This is a genomic window from Methanosphaera sp. DEW79, from assembly GCF_003266085.1.
In the GTDB taxonomy this organism is placed as follows: Archaea; Methanobacteriota; Methanobacteria; order Methanobacteriales; family Methanobacteriaceae; genus Methanosphaera; species Methanosphaera stadtmanae.
Window position 1 is genome coordinate 26168 of sequence record NZ_MUZW01000060.1, and the last position, 17271, is coordinate 43438.

General features: G+C 28.1%; 15 protein-coding genes. 6 read left to right on the plus strand and 9 right to left on the minus strand.

Going from position 1 to position 17271, the window contains the following annotated elements; all coding sequences use genetic code 11:
- Positions 1–11: 11 nt before the first annotated feature.
- From BZ132_RS05705 to purC, 5 genes are all read right to left on the minus strand, one after another.
- Positions 12–791 carry a uroporphyrinogen-III synthase gene (locus BZ132_RS05705; protein ID WP_286940639.1) on the minus strand — a complete coding sequence of 260 codons (780 nt, stop codon included), beginning with the start codon at positions 789–791 and terminating at the stop codon, positions 12–14.
- A complete protein-coding gene (gene cobA / locus BZ132_RS05710; RefSeq protein WP_011406772.1) occupies positions 791–1516 on the minus strand; it encodes a uroporphyrinogen-III C-methyltransferase in 726 nt (241 codons plus the stop codon). The genes BZ132_RS05705 and cobA overlap by 1 nt, the downstream gene beginning before the upstream one ends.
- A gap of 130 nt (positions 1517–1646) precedes the next feature.
- Positions 1647–2312 (minus strand): phosphoribosylformylglycinamidine synthase subunit PurQ, encoded by a 666-nt coding sequence (gene purQ / locus BZ132_RS05715; RefSeq protein WP_011406773.1) that lies wholly within the window; start codon positions 2310–2312, stop codon positions 1647–1649.
- A 2-nt stretch (positions 2313–2314) separates the two neighbouring features.
- Entirely contained in the window at positions 2315–2563 is a 249-nt protein-coding gene (purS, locus tag BZ132_RS05720; protein WP_011406774.1) for a phosphoribosylformylglycinamidine synthase subunit PurS, read from the minus strand.
- A gap of 45 nt (positions 2564–2608) precedes the next feature.
- Positions 2609–3364, minus strand: a complete 756-nt coding sequence (gene purC / locus BZ132_RS05725; protein WP_048059754.1) for a phosphoribosylaminoimidazolesuccinocarboxamide synthase — start codon at positions 3362–3364, stop codon at positions 2609–2611.
- A 206-nt stretch (positions 3365–3570) separates the two neighbouring features.
- On the opposite strand from purC, the gene glmS reads away from it, so the two are divergent.
- The 3 genes from glmS to BZ132_RS05740 all read left to right on the plus strand — a co-directional run bounded on the left by glmS (position 3571) and on the right by BZ132_RS05740 (position 6457).
- The gene (gene glmS / locus BZ132_RS05730) at positions 3571–5343 is read left to right on the plus strand and encodes a glutamine--fructose-6-phosphate transaminase (isomerizing) (protein WP_286940640.1); all 1773 of its coding nucleotides are present in this window, start codon (positions 3571–3573) and stop codon (positions 5341–5343) included.
- A gap of 30 nt (positions 5344–5373) precedes the next feature.
- Positions 5374–5871: a hypothetical protein gene (locus tag BZ132_RS05735; protein ID WP_011406777.1), complete on the plus strand. Its 498-nt coding sequence runs from the start codon at positions 5374–5376 to the stop codon at positions 5869–5871.
- Between the two features lie 100 nt (positions 5872–5971).
- Positions 5972–6457 carry a thioesterase family protein gene (locus BZ132_RS05740; protein WP_011406778.1) on the plus strand — a complete coding sequence of 162 codons (486 nt, stop codon included), beginning with the start codon at positions 5972–5974 and terminating at the stop codon, positions 6455–6457.
- A gap of 17 nt (positions 6458–6474) precedes the next feature.
- Here BZ132_RS05740 and BZ132_RS05745 read toward each other — a convergent pair whose 3' ends face one another.
- The 4 genes from BZ132_RS05745 to rimI all read right to left on the minus strand — a co-directional run bounded on the left by BZ132_RS05745 (position 6475) and on the right by rimI (position 12880).
- Entirely contained in the window at positions 6475–7617 is a 1143-nt protein-coding gene (locus tag BZ132_RS05745) for an amidohydrolase family protein (protein WP_011406779.1), read from the minus strand.
- Between the two features lie 88 nt (positions 7618–7705).
- Entirely contained in the window at positions 7706–10891 is a 3186-nt protein-coding gene (carB, locus tag BZ132_RS05750; RefSeq protein ID WP_286940641.1) for a carbamoyl-phosphate synthase large subunit, read from the minus strand.
- A 44-nt stretch (positions 10892–10935) separates the two neighbouring features.
- Positions 10936–12018: a glutamine-hydrolyzing carbamoyl-phosphate synthase small subunit gene (gene carA / locus BZ132_RS05755; protein WP_011406781.1), complete on the minus strand. Its 1083-nt coding sequence runs from the start codon at positions 12016–12018 to the stop codon at positions 10936–10938.
- A gap of 418 nt (positions 12019–12436) precedes the next feature.
- On the minus strand, positions 12437–12880 hold the full coding sequence (rimI, locus tag BZ132_RS05760) for a ribosomal protein S18-alanine N-acetyltransferase (RefSeq protein WP_286940642.1): 444 nt from the start codon (positions 12878–12880) through the stop codon (positions 12437–12439).
- 191 nt (positions 12881–13071) lie between these two features.
- Here rimI and BZ132_RS05765 point away from each other — a divergent pair, with 191 nt between their 5' ends.
- The 3 genes from BZ132_RS05765 to cobK all read left to right on the plus strand — a co-directional run bounded on the left by BZ132_RS05765 (position 13072) and on the right by cobK (position 17105).
- A complete protein-coding gene (locus tag BZ132_RS05765) occupies positions 13072–13479 on the plus strand; it encodes a UPF0146 family protein (RefSeq protein ID WP_011406783.1) in 408 nt (135 codons plus the stop codon).
- 8 nt (positions 13480–13487) lie between these two features.
- Complete coding sequence (locus BZ132_RS05770; RefSeq protein ID WP_112149685.1) at positions 13488–16013, plus strand: calcium-translocating P-type ATPase, PMCA-type; 2526 nt, start codon at positions 13488–13490, stop codon at positions 16011–16013.
- 318 nt (positions 16014–16331) lie between these two features.
- The gene (cobK, locus tag BZ132_RS05775) at positions 16332–17105 is read left to right on the plus strand and encodes a precorrin-6A reductase (protein WP_011406785.1); all 774 of its coding nucleotides are present in this window, start codon (positions 16332–16334) and stop codon (positions 17103–17105) included.
- The last annotated feature ends 166 nt before the right edge of the window (positions 17106–17271 follow it).

Consider the following 17271-nt stretch of genomic DNA (forward strand, 5'->3'; position numbering starts at 1 on the left):
AATCTCCCTAATTAAATATTTTGTAAAATTGCTTCAACCATGTCTTTAACAGTATATCTACTAGGTTCAATAGTACAAATACCATATTCTGATAATGCTTTAGCAGTGATTGGACCAATTGATGCTACAACAACCCTATTTTTCAATGCCAATATAAGTTCATCTAATCTACTAGGTTGACTATTTTTATATACTTCCATAAGATTTTTTACTGTTAGAGGACTTGTAAATGTTATAATATCTACAAGACCATCTATTATATCATTACATAATTCAATAATCTTAGTTGTATCATGAGGAATACCTGATGTGTATGCTTCTGCAATTAATACAGATGCACCATAATCTTCTAAACCTTTAGGTAAAACTTCACGAGCACTTAAAGTTCTTGGAAGTGCTACATTCTTATTTTTTAAATTTATTGATTTGAATGATTCTAATAATCCTTCAGCAGTGAAATCTTTTGGTATTAAATCTGGCTTAAATCCATATTTTAACAATTCTTCTTCTGTTTTAACACCAATTACTGCTATTTTAGAAGGAATAATATCTAACTTACATAGTTTAAAAAAGGATTTAACACCAGCAGGTGATGTAAATACAATCCAATCAAAAGTCTCAATATTTTCTATGATATATACCAATTCCTTAGATTCTACCAATTGTAATTCAAGTGTAGGTACTATTATTGGTTTTCCACCTTTTTTAAGAATCATATCAGATAATGTTTGAGATCTTTCAATAGGACGTGTAATTACAACATTTTTATTGTTAAAATTATTACCAGACATTATTCAAGTTTACTCCTTAATTCTTCACATTTATTATAGATATTTACAACATCCCCAATAATTATTAATGCAGGAGGTCGAATATCTTTTTCCGATATATCGGCCAATGTTCCAGTAACTATTCTTTGATCAGGTAGAGTACCTTTTTCTATTGCACAAACTGGCGTGTCTGGAGATCTATATTTAAGTATTTTTGGAATGTATTTTTTAAGTAATCCAACACCCATAAATACTACTATAGTATCTGCAGTATAATCCCAATTTACTTGTTTTTCACTTTTTTCAGGATCTTCATGACCTGTTACTAATGTAAGACTTGTTGCAACAGCCCTATGAGTTAATGGTAAACCTATAGATGTAGCTGCGCCTATACCTGAATTTATTCCTGGAACAAATTCTACATTAATCCCTTCTTCAAGTAATGCAAGTTCTTCTTCACCACCACGTCCAAATATAAATGGATCTCCACCTTTTAAACGTACAACAGTTTCATGTTTTTTTCCTTGATCAATCAATAATTGATTAATTTCTGGTTGTTTTCTATAATGTTCTCCAGCTCTTTTTCCAACATATATTAATTCAACATCGTCTGGAGCATAACTTAGTAATTCATCATTAGCTAAGCTATCATATAATATAACATCTGCTTTTTTTAATAGTTTTATTGCTTTAAGTGTTATTAGATCAGGATCTCCTGGACCTGCTCCTAACATATATACTGTCATTAAAATCACTCCAATGTTTTAATTTTTATTCTATAGTAGTATTATTTATACAAATACTACAATATTAAAATATTCATTATAAAAAAAAGTGAATTTATTTTAAAAAAAAATATAAAAAAAATAGAATTAATTAGTCAAGAAAACTTTTAAAGAATTTTAATCCATCTTCTGAACGTAATAATTTTTCAACAGCCCTTTCAGGATGAGGCATTACAGCAACAACATTACCATCAACATTACATACTCCAGTTATATTATCAAGAGAACCATTAGGATTACCATCTTCAAATGTTAAAACTATCTGATTGTTATCATATAATGTTTCAAGATTATCTGTATAATATCTACCTTCCTTATGTGCTATTGGTAAATCAATAACTTCATTTTTCTTATATAACTTTGTAAATGGTGTTCTTGTAGTATTTACTTTAAGTTTTTTACTTTTACATATGAATTTTGCATTCTCATTTTCAATAAAAACTCCTGGAACTAAATCAATTTCACCAAGAATCTGTGCACCATTACATATTCCAAGAACAGGATTTTCTTTTTTAGCAAAATCTTTTATTGCATCAATAATTGGAGTAATACCTGCAATGGAACCTGCACGTAAATAATCCCCATATGAAAATCCACCAGGTATTATTACAACATCCATCTGTGATAAGTCAGTTTCATTCCAATATATGTAATGTGAATTAGCACCTACTAAATTAACTGCATATTCTATATCTCTATCACAGTTTGTTCCTGGAAATCTAATTATACCAACATTAACATCAGCTACATCTGTCACTATTATTCCTCACTAATAGTTATTTCATAATCATGTATCACTGGATTACATAATAATTTTTGACACATTTGATCAACTTGTTCTGAAGCAACTTCCTTATTTTCAGCATCAATTGTAAATTTAATAATATTAAGTGTTTGTGTATTTTTAACTTCATAATCTAATAAAGCTAATGCTTTTTCAATAGTTGATGCTTCTGGACTTAGCATACCTTTTTTTAAACTTATTTTTACTTCCACATCAAAATTCATATTATAATTTCTCCTTGACTATTTATTTTTTTATATTATGAAAAATTAATCTTCAAATTTTTCTACGTTCCATTTTTCTTTTTCTTCAGTTGTTAATACTAAATCAACTACTTTATGATAAGCATCAACTACTCCTTCTTCACCTTTTCTAAAGATATCTTTATCGAAGTTGTCTAATGTTTCACTATCCCATAATCTAGTTGTATCTGGACTTATTTCATCACCCAATACTATGTTTCCCTCAGTATCTAATCCGAATTCAATTTTAAAGTCTACAAGAATTAATCCTTTTTCTTTTAAGAACTTAGATAATACTTTGTTAATAACATGTGTTATTTCACGTATTTTATCTAATTGTTCCTGTGAAGCTATTTTTAAAGCAGTGATAATACTATCATTTAACATTGGATCATGATATACATCATTTTTATAGTCAAATTGAATAATTGGAGGATTTAATTCTTGATTTCTATGAAATGGATATTTTCTAAGAAGACTACCTGTAGCAATATTACGACAGATTACTTCTAGAGGAATCATATCTAGGGATTTTGTTAACATTTCATTTGGTTCTACTAATCTTATAAATTGGGTTTTTATTCCACGTTCTTCTAATATTTGGAATAGTTTAGCAGATATCAATGCATTATATTCCCCTTTTTTTGATAAGGTATCTTTTCTACCACCATCAAGAGCAGTGATATCATCCCTAAACTTAATTATTACTTCATTTTCATTTTCAGTTTTATAAACATCTTTTGCTTTACCAGTATAAAGTAATTCTTTTGTTATTTCACTCATATTTAATTCCACAATAATCTTATTTCAAAAGAATAATTCTATTAAATAATATTCTTTTTCTAAAATATAATAATATAATATATGTATAATGTTTATAATAAGTATTATAATATATGAATTAAATAAATTATATTATAATAATTTAATATAAATTAGTTTAATAACTTAATAAGTTAATGAAATAATAAGTTCCAGGTGATTAAATAATGTGTGGAATAGTTGGATGTGTTTTAGATAAAAAAGCTGCTCCTATTATTATTGATTCAATTAAAAAACTTGAATATAGAGGATATGATTCTGTAGGAATTGCTACAGTAACTGATTCAATAAATGTTAAAAAAGGCAGTGGAAAAATTAAAGAAGTTGATGATGAAATCAAACTTAAGGATATTGATGGAAACATAGGTATTGCTCATGTCAGATGGGCTACACATGGAAATCCTACAAAAGAAAATGCACATCCACACTGTGATTGTAAAAATAAGATAAGCGTTGTACATAATGGTATAATTGAAAACTACAAAGAATTACGTCAAGAACTACTTAATGAAGGACATGTATTTAAATCAGAAACAGATACTGAAGTTATACCTCATTTAATTGAAAAATATATGGATGAAGGTCTAGACTTATTAAAATCAGTACAAAAAACTGTTAAAAGATTAATAGGATCTTATGCTTTAGCAGTACTTTCATCAGATGAACCTGATAGAATTATTGGAGCAAGAAATGAAAGTCCTTTGATTGTAGGAGTATCAGATCATGGAAACTACCTTGCATCTGATGTTCCTGCTATTTTAAATGAAACTAAGAAAGTAATTTATCTTGAAGATAAAGAAATTATTGTTCTTAAAAAAGATGATGTTACAATAATGGATCTTGACTTAAATGTTCTTGAAAAGAAAATCACCACCATAACATGGGATCCTGAAATGGCAGAAAAAGGTGGATATGAACACTTTATGATAAAAGAAATATATGAAGAACCACAAGTAATTAAGGACACATTATCTGAAGCAGAAAAGATAAAGGAAATCGTTAGTAAATTCAAGAATTTCAATAGAATCTGCTTTGTTGCATGTGGAACATCGTATCATGCTTCACTTATTGGAGAATATCTTATTGAATCCCAGATAGGAATTCCAACAGAAGTAATACTTGCTTCAGAATTTGAATACTTCCAAAAAACATTAGATAAACACACATTAGTAATATTCATAACACAATCAGGAGAAACTGCAGACACAATAAAAGCTCTGAAAATAGCTAAAAAGAAATCAGAGACTTTAGCTATTGTTAATGTAGTTGGAAGTTCCATTACACGTGAAGCAGATCATGTTATATATACAAGAGCAGGACCTGAAATTAGTGTAGCTGCTACTAAAACATACATTAGTCAATTAATATGTATTTACTTACTTGTAGCATATCTTGGTGAAAATGAAAAACTACTTGATAATTTATATAAAATATCAAGATTATCTGAGAAAATACTAAGTAGAGAAGAACAAATAAGAGAAATTGCTAAGAAATATAAGTTTGCACGCGACTTCTTCTATATTGGAAGAGGATTTAACTATCCCACAGCACTTGAAGGAGCATTAAAACTTAAAGAAATAACATATATTCATGGTGAAGGTTATCCTGCAGGTGAATTAAAACATGGCCCACTTGCATTAATAGAAGATAATATACCAGTAGTTGGAATATTACCTCCTGGACCTAGCTATAGAAAAACATACAATAATTTACAGGAAATTAAAGCTAGAGGAGCAGATATGATCATATTAGGTGCTAATAATGACACTCATCTTGATGATATTGAGGATAAATTATTATTTGATCCTGAAATTGATGAAGTATTATCACCATTATTATATATCATTGACTTGCAACTATTAGCATATTATATTAGTATTGAAAAGGGTATAGATCCTGATAAACCAAAAAATCTAGCTAAATCTGTAACAGTAGAATAAAAAAAATAATTACTATGAGAAGGTGATTCTGTGAATGACACTACAAAAGGTGAACTTGTTATAGTATTACTCATATCTCTTCTTGCAATAGGCTGTGGAACAGCTTGTGGAATTAATAATGTTGTTGAGAACATATGTGGTAATATTATACCATCATCTTTAACTGAAACAGAAGACATAATAGATGAAATAGAAAATAATAATGTATCATTACAAGTATCTAATGAATCAGTCAATAACATAGACTATGTTGGTAATGAAATTCATAAAGATAAATCTAAAATAAATGATAATAAAACTAGTACTGTTGATAATAATACTAATAATAAAAATGTAGATAAAAACAATACAAATACTCCCAATACAAACAACACAAAATCTATTGATACATCATCAAATAACAATCAAAGTATAAACAATACACATGAAGAAAATATTCCTAAACCACTAAAAACACTTAAAAAAACTGGAGAGAAATATTTTACTAATAACTCTAACTTAGTAACTAAAATCGAAGAATTAGTATAGTAATACTAATACTCCTCACCCTCTTTTATTAATCTATAATAAAAAAAACTTTTTCTGTTAATAAAAAAAATACAATTATCTAAAAAAAGGAAACAATAATATGTATACAACTAAAATAGAACCTAGAATCGGTGAAACAGACGGACTTAGACATATAAACAACACAGTTCTACCAATATGGTTTGAAAGAGCACGAAACAAAATATTTAAAATATTTGTTCCTAACTTTGAATTAACATATAAAAAATGGAATCTTATAATGGTACATTCTGAATTTAATTATTTAAAACAAATATATTATGGATATGATGTAGAAGTTAGAACTTATATTAGTAAGATTGGAAAAACATCATTCACCATTTTCCAAGAAGCTTGGCAAAATGGACAATTAAGAGCTAATGGTAAGTGTGTTTTAGTTTATTTTAATTTCATTAAAGAAGAAAGTGTAGTTATTCCCAAAGATATTCGTGAAAAACTAAAAGAACATTACATTACAGAAGAAGAGCTTGAAAAAAATAATAAAAATGAAATAAAAGAAAATATAAATAAAGTTGAGGAATTAGATTACTTTAACTTAGATAAATAAATCTAAGTATTCTTTTTTTACATTTGATTTCCCATAATAAAGTTAACAATATCCTCTGATGATGATCTGTTAACGATTGATAAGTATGGATCCTCTGATTTTTGGCGTATAACTAATATGTCCGAGATATTACCTTCCTGAATACTAATATCCTTTCCCAATATTTTAAATCCATTTATTGTTGCCATCTTTAAAACATCATGTGCAGTTATCTTATTTTTATATGAACCTCTTACTGCTTTTAAAGTATATTCCATTTCTCTAAACATATCTGGTTTATTGAACATTACATTATCTGTACCTAATGCAACATCAATTTGTTCTTCAACATATGCAGATACTGGAGGTACTCCTACAGATAACATTCCATTGGAACGTGGACATGCAATGATACATGGACTTGTTGAGCTAAGTAACGTAAGATCTTGCATTATTGGATATGTTACATGTACTAGATTTGTAAATCCTGCTCTTAAAGCACGTTCTACCTCTGTTTGATTTGTCATTTGAACAGATTGCTCTTGTAAATCATAGTATTCTGCTACATGAATCATGGCTAGTTTACCCTCTTGATTACATACTTCTGCTATCTGTAGCATTATTTCAGAATCAACATCCTCCACACCACTTAATCCTATCCCATCACAGTGTTGTAGTAACTCACGAGTAATTAATCTTGCTTCATTTGGTGTTGTTGTAGAATCATAGTATTTATCACTTCTTCCCAATATACATGCATTTATTGGAAGATCATATATTGCTTTTTTTAGAAGTTCTATACCCTTTATTCCACCTTCTCTAAAGTCTATAAATGTTGATATTCCAGAGTATAACATTTCTTTTGCTGTTTCATGCATTGATTCTACTATTTGGGAGTCACTTGCTTCATTTAATTTTTGATGTTTTAGTCCATTTGGTGGTTCTACTAGTTGCTTTATAGATAATCCATCACCCACATCCTTTACTATAGAGTCACCTATATGAATATGTGCATTTATAAAGGCAGGACATACTATACAATTTGTAGCATCAATTATTTCGCCCTCTTCATAGTAAGAGGATAGTTTAATTATACGTCCTTCATCATTTATTACAACATTTGTTTTTACAGCATCTAAATTAAAACCTGTAAGTACCAATCCATTTTTAATAGTTATCATAAAAAATCATTCCTAAAAAAAAATCATATTATTGTATCAAAAAAAAATTAATTTAAAAAAAGATGGAGAAAAAAAGTTATGAATATAGTTATAATTCACCATATTCATTTAATGATTTTACATCAATTTCTCCACATCTTACTTCTTCTATAGCTTTAAGAACTGCATTAGCACCAGCTATTGTAGTTACATATGGAATTCCTAATTCAATAGCAAGTCTTCTGATTATATATCCATCATCAGCAGATTGTTTTCCAGAAGGTGTGTTAATTACAAATGCTACTTCCCCATTTAACATAGCATCCCTAATATTTGGTGAACCTTGACTTACTTTACGTATTATATCAATATCCACACCAGGTGCAGCTTTAGCTGTTCCTTTAGTTGCTATTAAATCAAAACCTAATTCTTTAGCTTTCTGTGCTATTGGTGCTATTTTAGGTTTATCTAGATCACGTACACTTAAGAATATTTTTCCTTCTGTAGGTAATTTCATATTAGCTGCTAATTGTGCTTTATAATAAGCTAATCCAAAGTTTTTATCAATACCCATACTTTCTCCTGTAGATTTCATTTCAGGACCAAGTACTGAATCAGCATCAGGTATTTTAAGGAATGGGAATACAGATTCTTTTACAGACACGTGTTTAATATCAGAATAATTTACTAAATCAAAGTCTTTAATTTTAGAGCCTAACATTATTTTAGAAGCTATTTTAGCAATAGGTATTCCTATAGCTTTACTTACAAATGGAACTGTACGACTTGCCCTTGGATTTGCTTCAATAATATATAATTTTGGTTCTGGATCCATTTTTATAGCATATTGAATATTTATTAATCCAACAACTCCAAGTTTTAGAGCAAGTTTTGTAGTGTACTCTTCTACTTGTTTAATAATTTCAGGTGGTACAGTCTGAGGTGGTATTACACATGCAGAGTCTCCTGAGTGAATACCTGCTTCTTCAATATGTTCCATTATTCCACAAACATAAACTTCTTCACCATCACAAAGTGCATCAACATCCAATTCTATTGAATCTTCTAGGAATTTATCTACAAGTATAGGATGTTCTTTAGAAACTTTAACTGCTTCTTTCATATAATCTTCAAGTTCATCATCATCATATACTATTTCCATTGCACGTCCACCAAGAACATATGATGGTCTTACAAGTACTGGAAATCCTATTGAATGTGCTGCTTTACGTGCATCTTCAAGGGAATTTGTTATACCATAATCTGCTTGAGGTATATTTAATTCATTAAGTACTTCTGTAAATTGTTCCCTATCTTCAACCATATCAATACTTTCAAATGGAGTACCTAATATTTTTATTCCTGCATCACGAATATCTTTTGCAAGATTAATTGATGTTTGACCACCAAATTGTACAATAACACCATCAGGATTTTCTTGTTTTAATACTTCCAATACATCTTCTTTAGTTAATGGTTCGAAGTATAATCTATCAGAAATATCATAATCAGTACTTACAGTTTCCGGATTGTTATTTATGAGTATTGTTTCTACATCTTCATCTTTTAGTGCAAGTGCTGCATGTACACAACAATAATCAAATTCTATTCCTTGACCAATCCTAATAGGTCCTGCACCCAATACTGCAATTTTTTTCTTATTATCAGATATTTCATCAGGTAGAGAATCATATGTACCATAATAATATGGTGTTTTTGCCTCAAATTCTGCTGCACAAGTATCCACCATTTTATATTCAGGTTTTAAACCTAATTCTTCTCTTGCTTTAAAGACATCTTCTTCTTTAAGATTTAATAATTGAGCTATTCTTTTATCTGAGAAACCATATTGTTTTATTTCTTTAAATAACTTCACATCATATAAAACACTACTGCCTTGTTGTTGTATTTTATTTTCAAGCTCTACAATATTTTTAATTTTATATAAGAAGAATGGATTTATTTTTGTTATTTCTGAGATTTCTTCAACAGAACGTCCATCTTTAAGTGCTGAATATACTTGGAATATTCTTTGATCAGTTGCATGTTCTAAATCATAATCTGTATAATCAGTGTATTCAAATGCTTCTTGATCAATATCTAATGAACGAATAGCTTTCTGAAGAGCTTCCTCAATAGTTCTTCCTATTGCCATTACTTCACCTGTTGATTGCATTTGAACTCCTAATTCACCAGTATTACCTTTAAATTTATCAAATGGCCATCTTGGTATTTTAGCAATCACATAATCTACTGCTGGTTCGAATGATGCAGGTGTTTCCTTTGTAATATCGTTTGAAATTTCATCCAATGTCATTCCTAATGCTATTTTAGAAGAAACCTTTGCAATGGAATATCCTGTTGCTTTTGATGCTAAAGCACTACTTCTACTTACTCTTGGATTTACTTCAATTACTTTATATTCTTTTGTTTCAGGATGTACTGCAAATTGAATATTACATCCACCACGTATACCCAATGCTCTAATGATTTTTATAGATGCATTACGTAGTCTTTGATTATCTTCATCAGATAATGTTTGTGTTGGTGCTACTACAATACTCTCACCAGTATGTATTCCCATTGGATCTATATTTTCCATGTTACATACTATGATACAAGAATCATTTTTATCTCTCATTACTTCATATTCAAATTCTGCCCATCCAAGTACTGATTCATCAATTAATACTTGGTTAATGAAACTCATATCTAAACCATGATTTACAATTTCCTCAAATTCTTTCTTATTATTTGCTATTCCTCCACCAGTTCCACCTAATGTAAATGCTGGTCTTACAATTACAGGATAGCCTATATCTTCTACAGCTTCAAATGCTTCTTCTAATGAATTTACTGCATGACATTTTGGAATTGGTTCATTAAGCCTTTCCATAAATTCTGCAAATAAGTCACGATCTTCTACATCATTAATAGTTTTAATTGGTGAACCTAGTACTCTAATACCATCAAGAGCACCCATTTTATTCAAATCAATTGCTATATTTAAACCAGTTTGTCCACCCATTGTTGGTAATATTGCATCGACCTGTTCTTTTTCAATAATCTTTGCTACAACTTCAGCTGTTAAAGGTTCTACATATACCTTATCTGCTGAATCTATATCAGTTTGTATTGTAGCAGGATTACTATTAACTAATATTGTTTCAATATTTTCTTCTCTTAATGATTTACATGCTTGAGATCCAGAATAATCAAATTCAGCTGCTTGTCCAATTTGAATTGGTCCTGAACCAATAATTAATACTTTTTTAATATCTTCATCCTTTGGCATTTAACTAACTCCTAAAAAAAATATTTATAAAAATTTTATGATACCTAATAGTTTTTTATTGTTTCAATGAAATCATCAAAGAATTTTTTAGAATCATGTGGTCCAGGTCCAGCTTCTGGATGGTATTGAATACATGAAATAGGTAAATTTTTATGTCTAATTGCTTCTGGTGTTCCATCATTTAAGTTAATTTGAGTTATTTCTAAATCAGTATCTTCAATTGAATCTTCATCAATTGCAAAACTATGATTTTGTGAAGTTATATAAATTTTACCAGTTGCTAAATCTTTAACTGGCTGATTTGAACCTCTATGTCCAAATTTCATTTTATATATCTTTGCACCATATGTTAATGCAATGATTTGCTGACCTAAACAAATTCCTGCAACAGGCATTTTCTGTGCTATTTGTTTTATTGTATCTTGGATTTTATCTACATTTTCTGGATTTCCAGGTCCACTAGATATTAATACTCCATCCACATCTAAATCAAGAATATCTTGAACAGAAGCAGATGATGGTAAAACAACGACGCCCACATCTTTTTGTACTAAGTTATCCAAAATACTTTTCTTTACCCCACAATCTAAAACAGCAACATTGTATTCTTTTCTTTCCTGAATAACTTTTGGTTTTTTAACTGTAATTTCTTCAACCAAATTCATATCTTCAAGACGTGGTTGTTCTTCTACAATTTTAAGTAATTCTTCATCACTTATATCAACAGTTGCTACTGCAGCTTTCATAGAACCTAATTCCCTGATTTTTAATGTTAATGCACGAGTATCAATATTACTAATACCTGGAACATCAAATTCTTCTAAAAATTCAGATAGTGTTTTTTCAGATTTAGGATGACAAGGTTCTCTACATACCTGTCTTACAATATATGCTTCTACTTTAATATCATCTGACTGATACCATTCAGATGAAACACCATAATTTCCTTCTAATGGATAAGTCGACATTAATATTTGACCTTTAAAAGATGGGTCAGTTAATGATTCAACATATCCTGTCATTGCGGTTGAAAATACAATTTCCCCAGATTTAATGGTTTTAGCACCAAAACCTTCACCTGTAAGAATCGTACCATCCTCTAACGCTAATTTTGCAGTCCGTACCACTTTTAAACCCCAGTTTATAATTTCAATAACTAATTCTTTAAAATAAATTTAAGAAAAAAATATTTCAAAGTCAAAAGTTCTTATTAATTAGTTTTTTTCTTGAATAAATAATAGAACATAATTTAAATAAAAAAAATAACCTCTTATTTTCAAATAATACCAACAAATATTAATTTAATTAATTAATAGTACTTTATTAAAATTTAATTCAATGATATAATCATGAAAATTAATTTAATTACACTAAAATTGTATAATTAATATTTTAATTATTAAATAAAAATATTTAATTATTTAAATCAAGAATTAAAGGAAAATTATTCCTTAATTATTTTTTTATTTTAAAATATTATTCTATCTTAATTCCTAATATTAATATATAGTATTCAATAGTAAAAAAAAGTAACGGTAATATATATTATATACAATCATCATAATTAGAATATTGCATAATAATTGCACTTTCCCCATCATTATAATAATCATCCTCTTCATTAATCTTTACAAACCCATTTCTTTTATAAAAATTAATTGCACGAATATTAGACTTACGTACCTCTAAAAAAACCGTGTTAATATTATTTCTTTTAAAAATAAAACAAGCCTTTTCCAATAGAAGTGAACCCACTTTCATATCTTGATAATTACTATCCACTGCAATAACAATAATATGACCTTGACCCTCTTTAATCCAGAAAATAACATATCCTACAATAGTCTGAGCTACTTGTGCTACAAGAAATCCAGCACCGGCATTATATAATTGTAACAAAATTCCAACAGGATATGGATCATCAAATGCTTCATACTCAATTCTTACAACATCATCCAAATCAGATAATAAAAAATCACGTATAATCATAAAACAATCACCTATTATAATTCTGAATATATTTAATAATATATAGCTTTATAATTAAGTAATTTCATATTATTTATTATATTAATATAGATTATTCTTTTTATTACTACATGAAAAAATAAAGAATAACAATAGATTCTTTTTAAATAAATTCATGTATAAAACAAGATAAAAGCAAGTTATGTGATTAAATGAGTAAAGTATGGGAAAATTTTTCAGAGTACATTATAAATAACTATCAAGATAGTAAAAAAATCATTGAAGTAGGTGTGGGTAAAATAACAGAACCTAGTGACATACTAAAAAAACACTTACCTAACACAACAATTAACCTAGTGGATATATATCCCTGTAACAGTGATGTTATAAAGGATGATATTACAAACCCAACTGATAAAATCTATGAAGATGCTGATTTAATCTATTCAATAAGACCTCCTGAAGAATTACAACCTGATATACTTAAATTGTCTGATAAATATAATAGTGATGTTATTATTAAACCATTATTTACTGAAGAAATTAATTTTAATTTTCAACAAAGATTAAAATTAGTAAATTACAAACGTATGGCTTTTTATATTATGAAAAGAGAGTGAAATAACATATGACATGGGAAGAATTAACAAAATCCGAAGTAATATCGAAATTAAATACAACTGAAAACGGTTTAACTTCAGATAAAGCAACAAAAAACCTTGAAAAATATGGTAAAAATGCGTTGAAAGAAAAAGAAAAAGAAAGTGAATTAAAAAAATTCATCTCACAATTCACAGAACCATTGATGATTCTTCTAATAATTGCAGGCATTATTGCTGCAGTTATTGGAGATGGTATAGATTCAGCAGTGATATTTCTAGTTGTTATACTCAATGCTGTGATTGGATACAAACAAGAAAATAAAGCAGAAAATGCAATGGAAAAACTAAAATCAATGACAAATAAAACAACCATTGTTTTAAGAGATAATCATAAACAAGAAATTAATGCTGAAGATTTAACTGTTGGTGATGCAGTAATACTTGAAGAAGGAGATAGTATTCCAGCAGATTTACGTTTAATAGAAACATATGATATTAAAGTAGATGAATCCTCATTAACTGGAGAATCACTACCTGTACATAAGGTGGATTGTGAAGTAACTGATGATTCACATGACAACATGGTGTTTATGAATACACAAGTTGTAAGTGGAAGAGCTAAAGGTCTTGTTACTTCAATAGGTATGAATACTGAAATTGGAAAAATAGCCTCTATGATTCAAGAAGAGGGAGATAAACAAACACCACTTGAAATTAAGATAGATAAACTTGGAAAAACTCTTGGATTACTTGCAATCATCATATGTGTAATTATATTTGTACTTGAATTGTTACAAGGACAACCTGTTGCAAACACATTTATGACAGCAGTATCACTAGCTGTTGCTGCTATTCCTGAAGGATTACCTGCAATATTAACATTAACATTAGCTCTTGGTATGCAAAAAATGGCTAAAAATAATGTTATTATTAGAAAATTATTAGCTGTTGAAACTTTAGGTTCTTGTTCTGTAGTATGTACTGATAAAACAGGAACATTAACACATAACAAACTCACAGTTACAGATTCATACACTACAGACAAAAATATGGCTTATATTATATCTGGATTATGTAATAATGCTAAAGTTGATAAAGATAAAAATACAAAAATTGGAGATCCAACAGACATATCTGCCCTTGAATATGCTATTAATAACAACTACAGTGATAATATAACACAAACAAGATTACATGAAATACCACTTGATAGTACAAGAAAAAGAATGACAACTATAAATAAAATCAATGGAAAAGAATATGTTCTAATAAAAGGTGCACCTGAAATACTTCTTAGTATGTGTAAATATATTAGAAAAGAAGATAAAGTAAGTGAAATCACAACTGAAGAAATTAAAACAATTGAAAAAATAGAAACTGAGTATACTGATAAAGCACTGCGAGTTCTTCTTCTTGCATACAAAGAGATTGATGATTATAGTAAATATTCTGCAGAAGAATTGGAAGAAGATTTAGTATTTGTTGGATTAATTGGAATGATGGATCCTCCAAGAAAAGAAGTATTTGATGCTATAAAAACTTGTACAAATGCTGGTATAACAGTAAAAATGATTACTGGTGACCATAAAAATACTGCTATGGCTATTGGTAAACAAGTAGGAATAGAAAATCCTGATAAATCTTTAACAGGACCTGAAATAGATAAATTATCAGATGAGGAATTTATGAAGGTTGTTAAAGATGTAAATATATATGCAAGAGTATTTCCAGAACAAAAAGTTAGAATTGTTAAAGCACTGAAAACAAATAATGAAATTGTTTCAATGACTGGTGATGGTGTAAATGATGCACCTGCATTAACTACTGCAAATATTGGTGTTGCAATGGGTTCAGGTACAGATGTAGCAAAAGAATCAGGGGACATGATACTTCAAGATGATAACTTCTCAACAATAATATATGCAATTAAAGAAGGACGTACAATATATTCTAATATAAAACGCTTCCTTAAATATCAGTTATCAACAAATATTGCAGCAATAATTACAATATTAACTACTACACTTCTATCACTGCCAATACCATTTAATCCTGTGCAACTTCTCTGGATAAATATAATAATGGATGGACCTCCTGCACAATCATTAGGAGTTGAACCTGCTGATGTGAATATCATGAATACTCCCCCAAATAATGAAGATATAGTATCTAAGGCAAATTTAATACATATTACATTAATTGGTATAGTAATGACCATTGGAACACTTGGATTATATTTATATGAAATGTCAATAGGTTCAAATCATACACTTGCAAGTACAATTGCATTTACTGTATTTGTAATGTATCAATTATTCAATGTATTTAATTGTAAATCAAAAAGTAAAGAGAAAAATAACACATTAAAATATGCTGTCATAGGATCATTTATATTACAATTACTAGTAATATACATACCATTCCTACAAACCATATTTAAAACAACAGCTATTCCAATTATGTCCTGGATTCCTATAATTATAGTTTCAGCTTTAATTATAGTTGCAGAAAGAATTATTAGATTATTTGAAAAAAAAAGTAATTTAAAATAATTCTTTTATATATTCCTTTTTTTAGAAAATTTTTATAAATATCATCAAATATCAATTAATATATCTAAAACTCATTTTTTTAAGTGTTTATAAAACATTTAGCTATTTTTACATAGCATATTTATTATAATATTGAAGATTTCTTTTTAAACAATAAACTTATTTATCTTATTTCAATAAAAATTTAAAAAAATATATAAAATTTTTAGTATATTATTTAATAAAAAAAGAATATAATAACAAAATAAGTATATAAATATGATTTTTTGAAAAAAAAGTATAGTATAATTCATTAGATTATAATATTGGAGGGAAAATATGAGATATATGGTGATGTCTGGTACATCTGATTCAACAAAAGTTATTAAGTTTTTAAGGGAAGATAAAAATAATTATATTCTTGCTACAACTGTCACAGATTATGGTTCAGAAATAGCAAAATCTGCAGGGGCAGATGAAGTTATATCAAAAGCTTTGAAAGAAGAAGATTTTATAAATGTAATTAAAGAAAAAAATATAGACACCTTAATTGATGCTACCCATCCTTTTGCAGCAGTAGCAACAGAAACTGCAATTGAAAGTTGTGAAAAAGCTAGAATAAATTATATTAGATATGAACGAGCTTCAACAATCTTACCTGACTCAGATTTAATATACAAAGTACCTTCATTTTCCAAAGGTGCTCTAAAAGCTAAAGAATTATTAAAAGAAAAAAATGATAAGTTAATGCATTTAGCTGGAGTTATGACACTTCATGAAATAGTAAAAGAAGTTAATCCACAACAAGTTATTGCAAGAGTTCTTCCAAATACATTTAGTATTACAAAAACCCAAAAAAATGGTATTCCTGCAGAAAATATCATTGCAATGCAGGGCACATTCTCTAAAGAATTTAATATTAGTCTTATGAAAGAATATTCAGTTAGTGCAATAATAACCAAAGAAAGTGGTGAAAGTGGTGGTGCTGAAGAAAAAATCAATGCTGCTCTTGAATTAAATATACCTGTAATATTAGTTACAAGACCAATTGTTAAAAAATTAGAAAACCATACTATAGTTAGATCTATATATGAATTGAAAAAAAATATTTAAAAACTTTTTTTCTTAATTAAATTTTTTTTAAAATAAAAAAATAAGCATTTTATTTTGGTGGTTAAAGTAAAAATAGCCTCAGATCGCCCATCATTCATCATTTATTCAGAGCTCATAGGGTTCATCATTGGCTACTTTTTTTATTAATTTATCTGAGCTTCCTATT

Excerpts from the sequence above, each read along its gene's own strand:
- glmS (WP_286940640.1), top strand. The coding sequence starts at position 3,571 with ATGTGTGGAATAGTTGGATGTGTTTTAGATAAAAAAGCTGCTCCTATT.
- BZ132_RS05765 (WP_011406783.1), top strand. The coding sequence starts at position 13,072 with ATGAGTAAAGTATGGGAAAATTTTTCAGAGTACATTATAAATAACTAT.
- BZ132_RS05745 (WP_011406779.1), bottom strand. The coding sequence starts at position 7,617 with ATGATAACTATTAAAAATGGATTGGTACTTACAGGTTTTAATTTAGAT.
- purS (WP_011406774.1), bottom strand. The coding sequence starts at position 2,563 with ATGAATTTTGATGTGGAAGTAAAAATAAGTTTAAAAAAAGGTATGCTA.
- BZ132_RS05740 (WP_011406778.1), top strand. The coding sequence starts at position 5,972 with ATGTATACAACTAAAATAGAACCTAGAATCGGTGAAACAGACGGACTT.
- purC (WP_048059754.1), bottom strand. The coding sequence starts at position 3,364 with ATGAGTGAAATAACAAAAGAATTACTTTATACTGGTAAAGCAAAAGAT.
- BZ132_RS05705 (WP_286940639.1), bottom strand. The coding sequence starts at position 791 with ATGTCTGGTAATAATTTTAACAATAAAAATGTTGTAATTACACGTCCT.
- cobK (WP_011406785.1), top strand. The coding sequence starts at position 16,332 with ATGAGATATATGGTGATGTCTGGTACATCTGATTCAACAAAAGTTATT.
- cobA (WP_011406772.1), bottom strand. The coding sequence starts at position 1,516 with ATGACAGTATATATGTTAGGAGCAGGTCCAGGAGATCCTGATCTAATA.
- rimI (WP_286940642.1), bottom strand. The coding sequence starts at position 12,880 with ATGATTATACGTGATTTTTTATTATCTGATTTGGATGATGTTGTAAGA.
- carB (WP_286940641.1), bottom strand. The coding sequence starts at position 10,891 with ATGCCAAAGGATGAAGATATTAAAAAAGTATTAATTATTGGTTCAGGA.
- BZ132_RS05770 (WP_112149685.1), top strand. The coding sequence starts at position 13,488 with ATGACATGGGAAGAATTAACAAAATCCGAAGTAATATCGAAATTAAAT.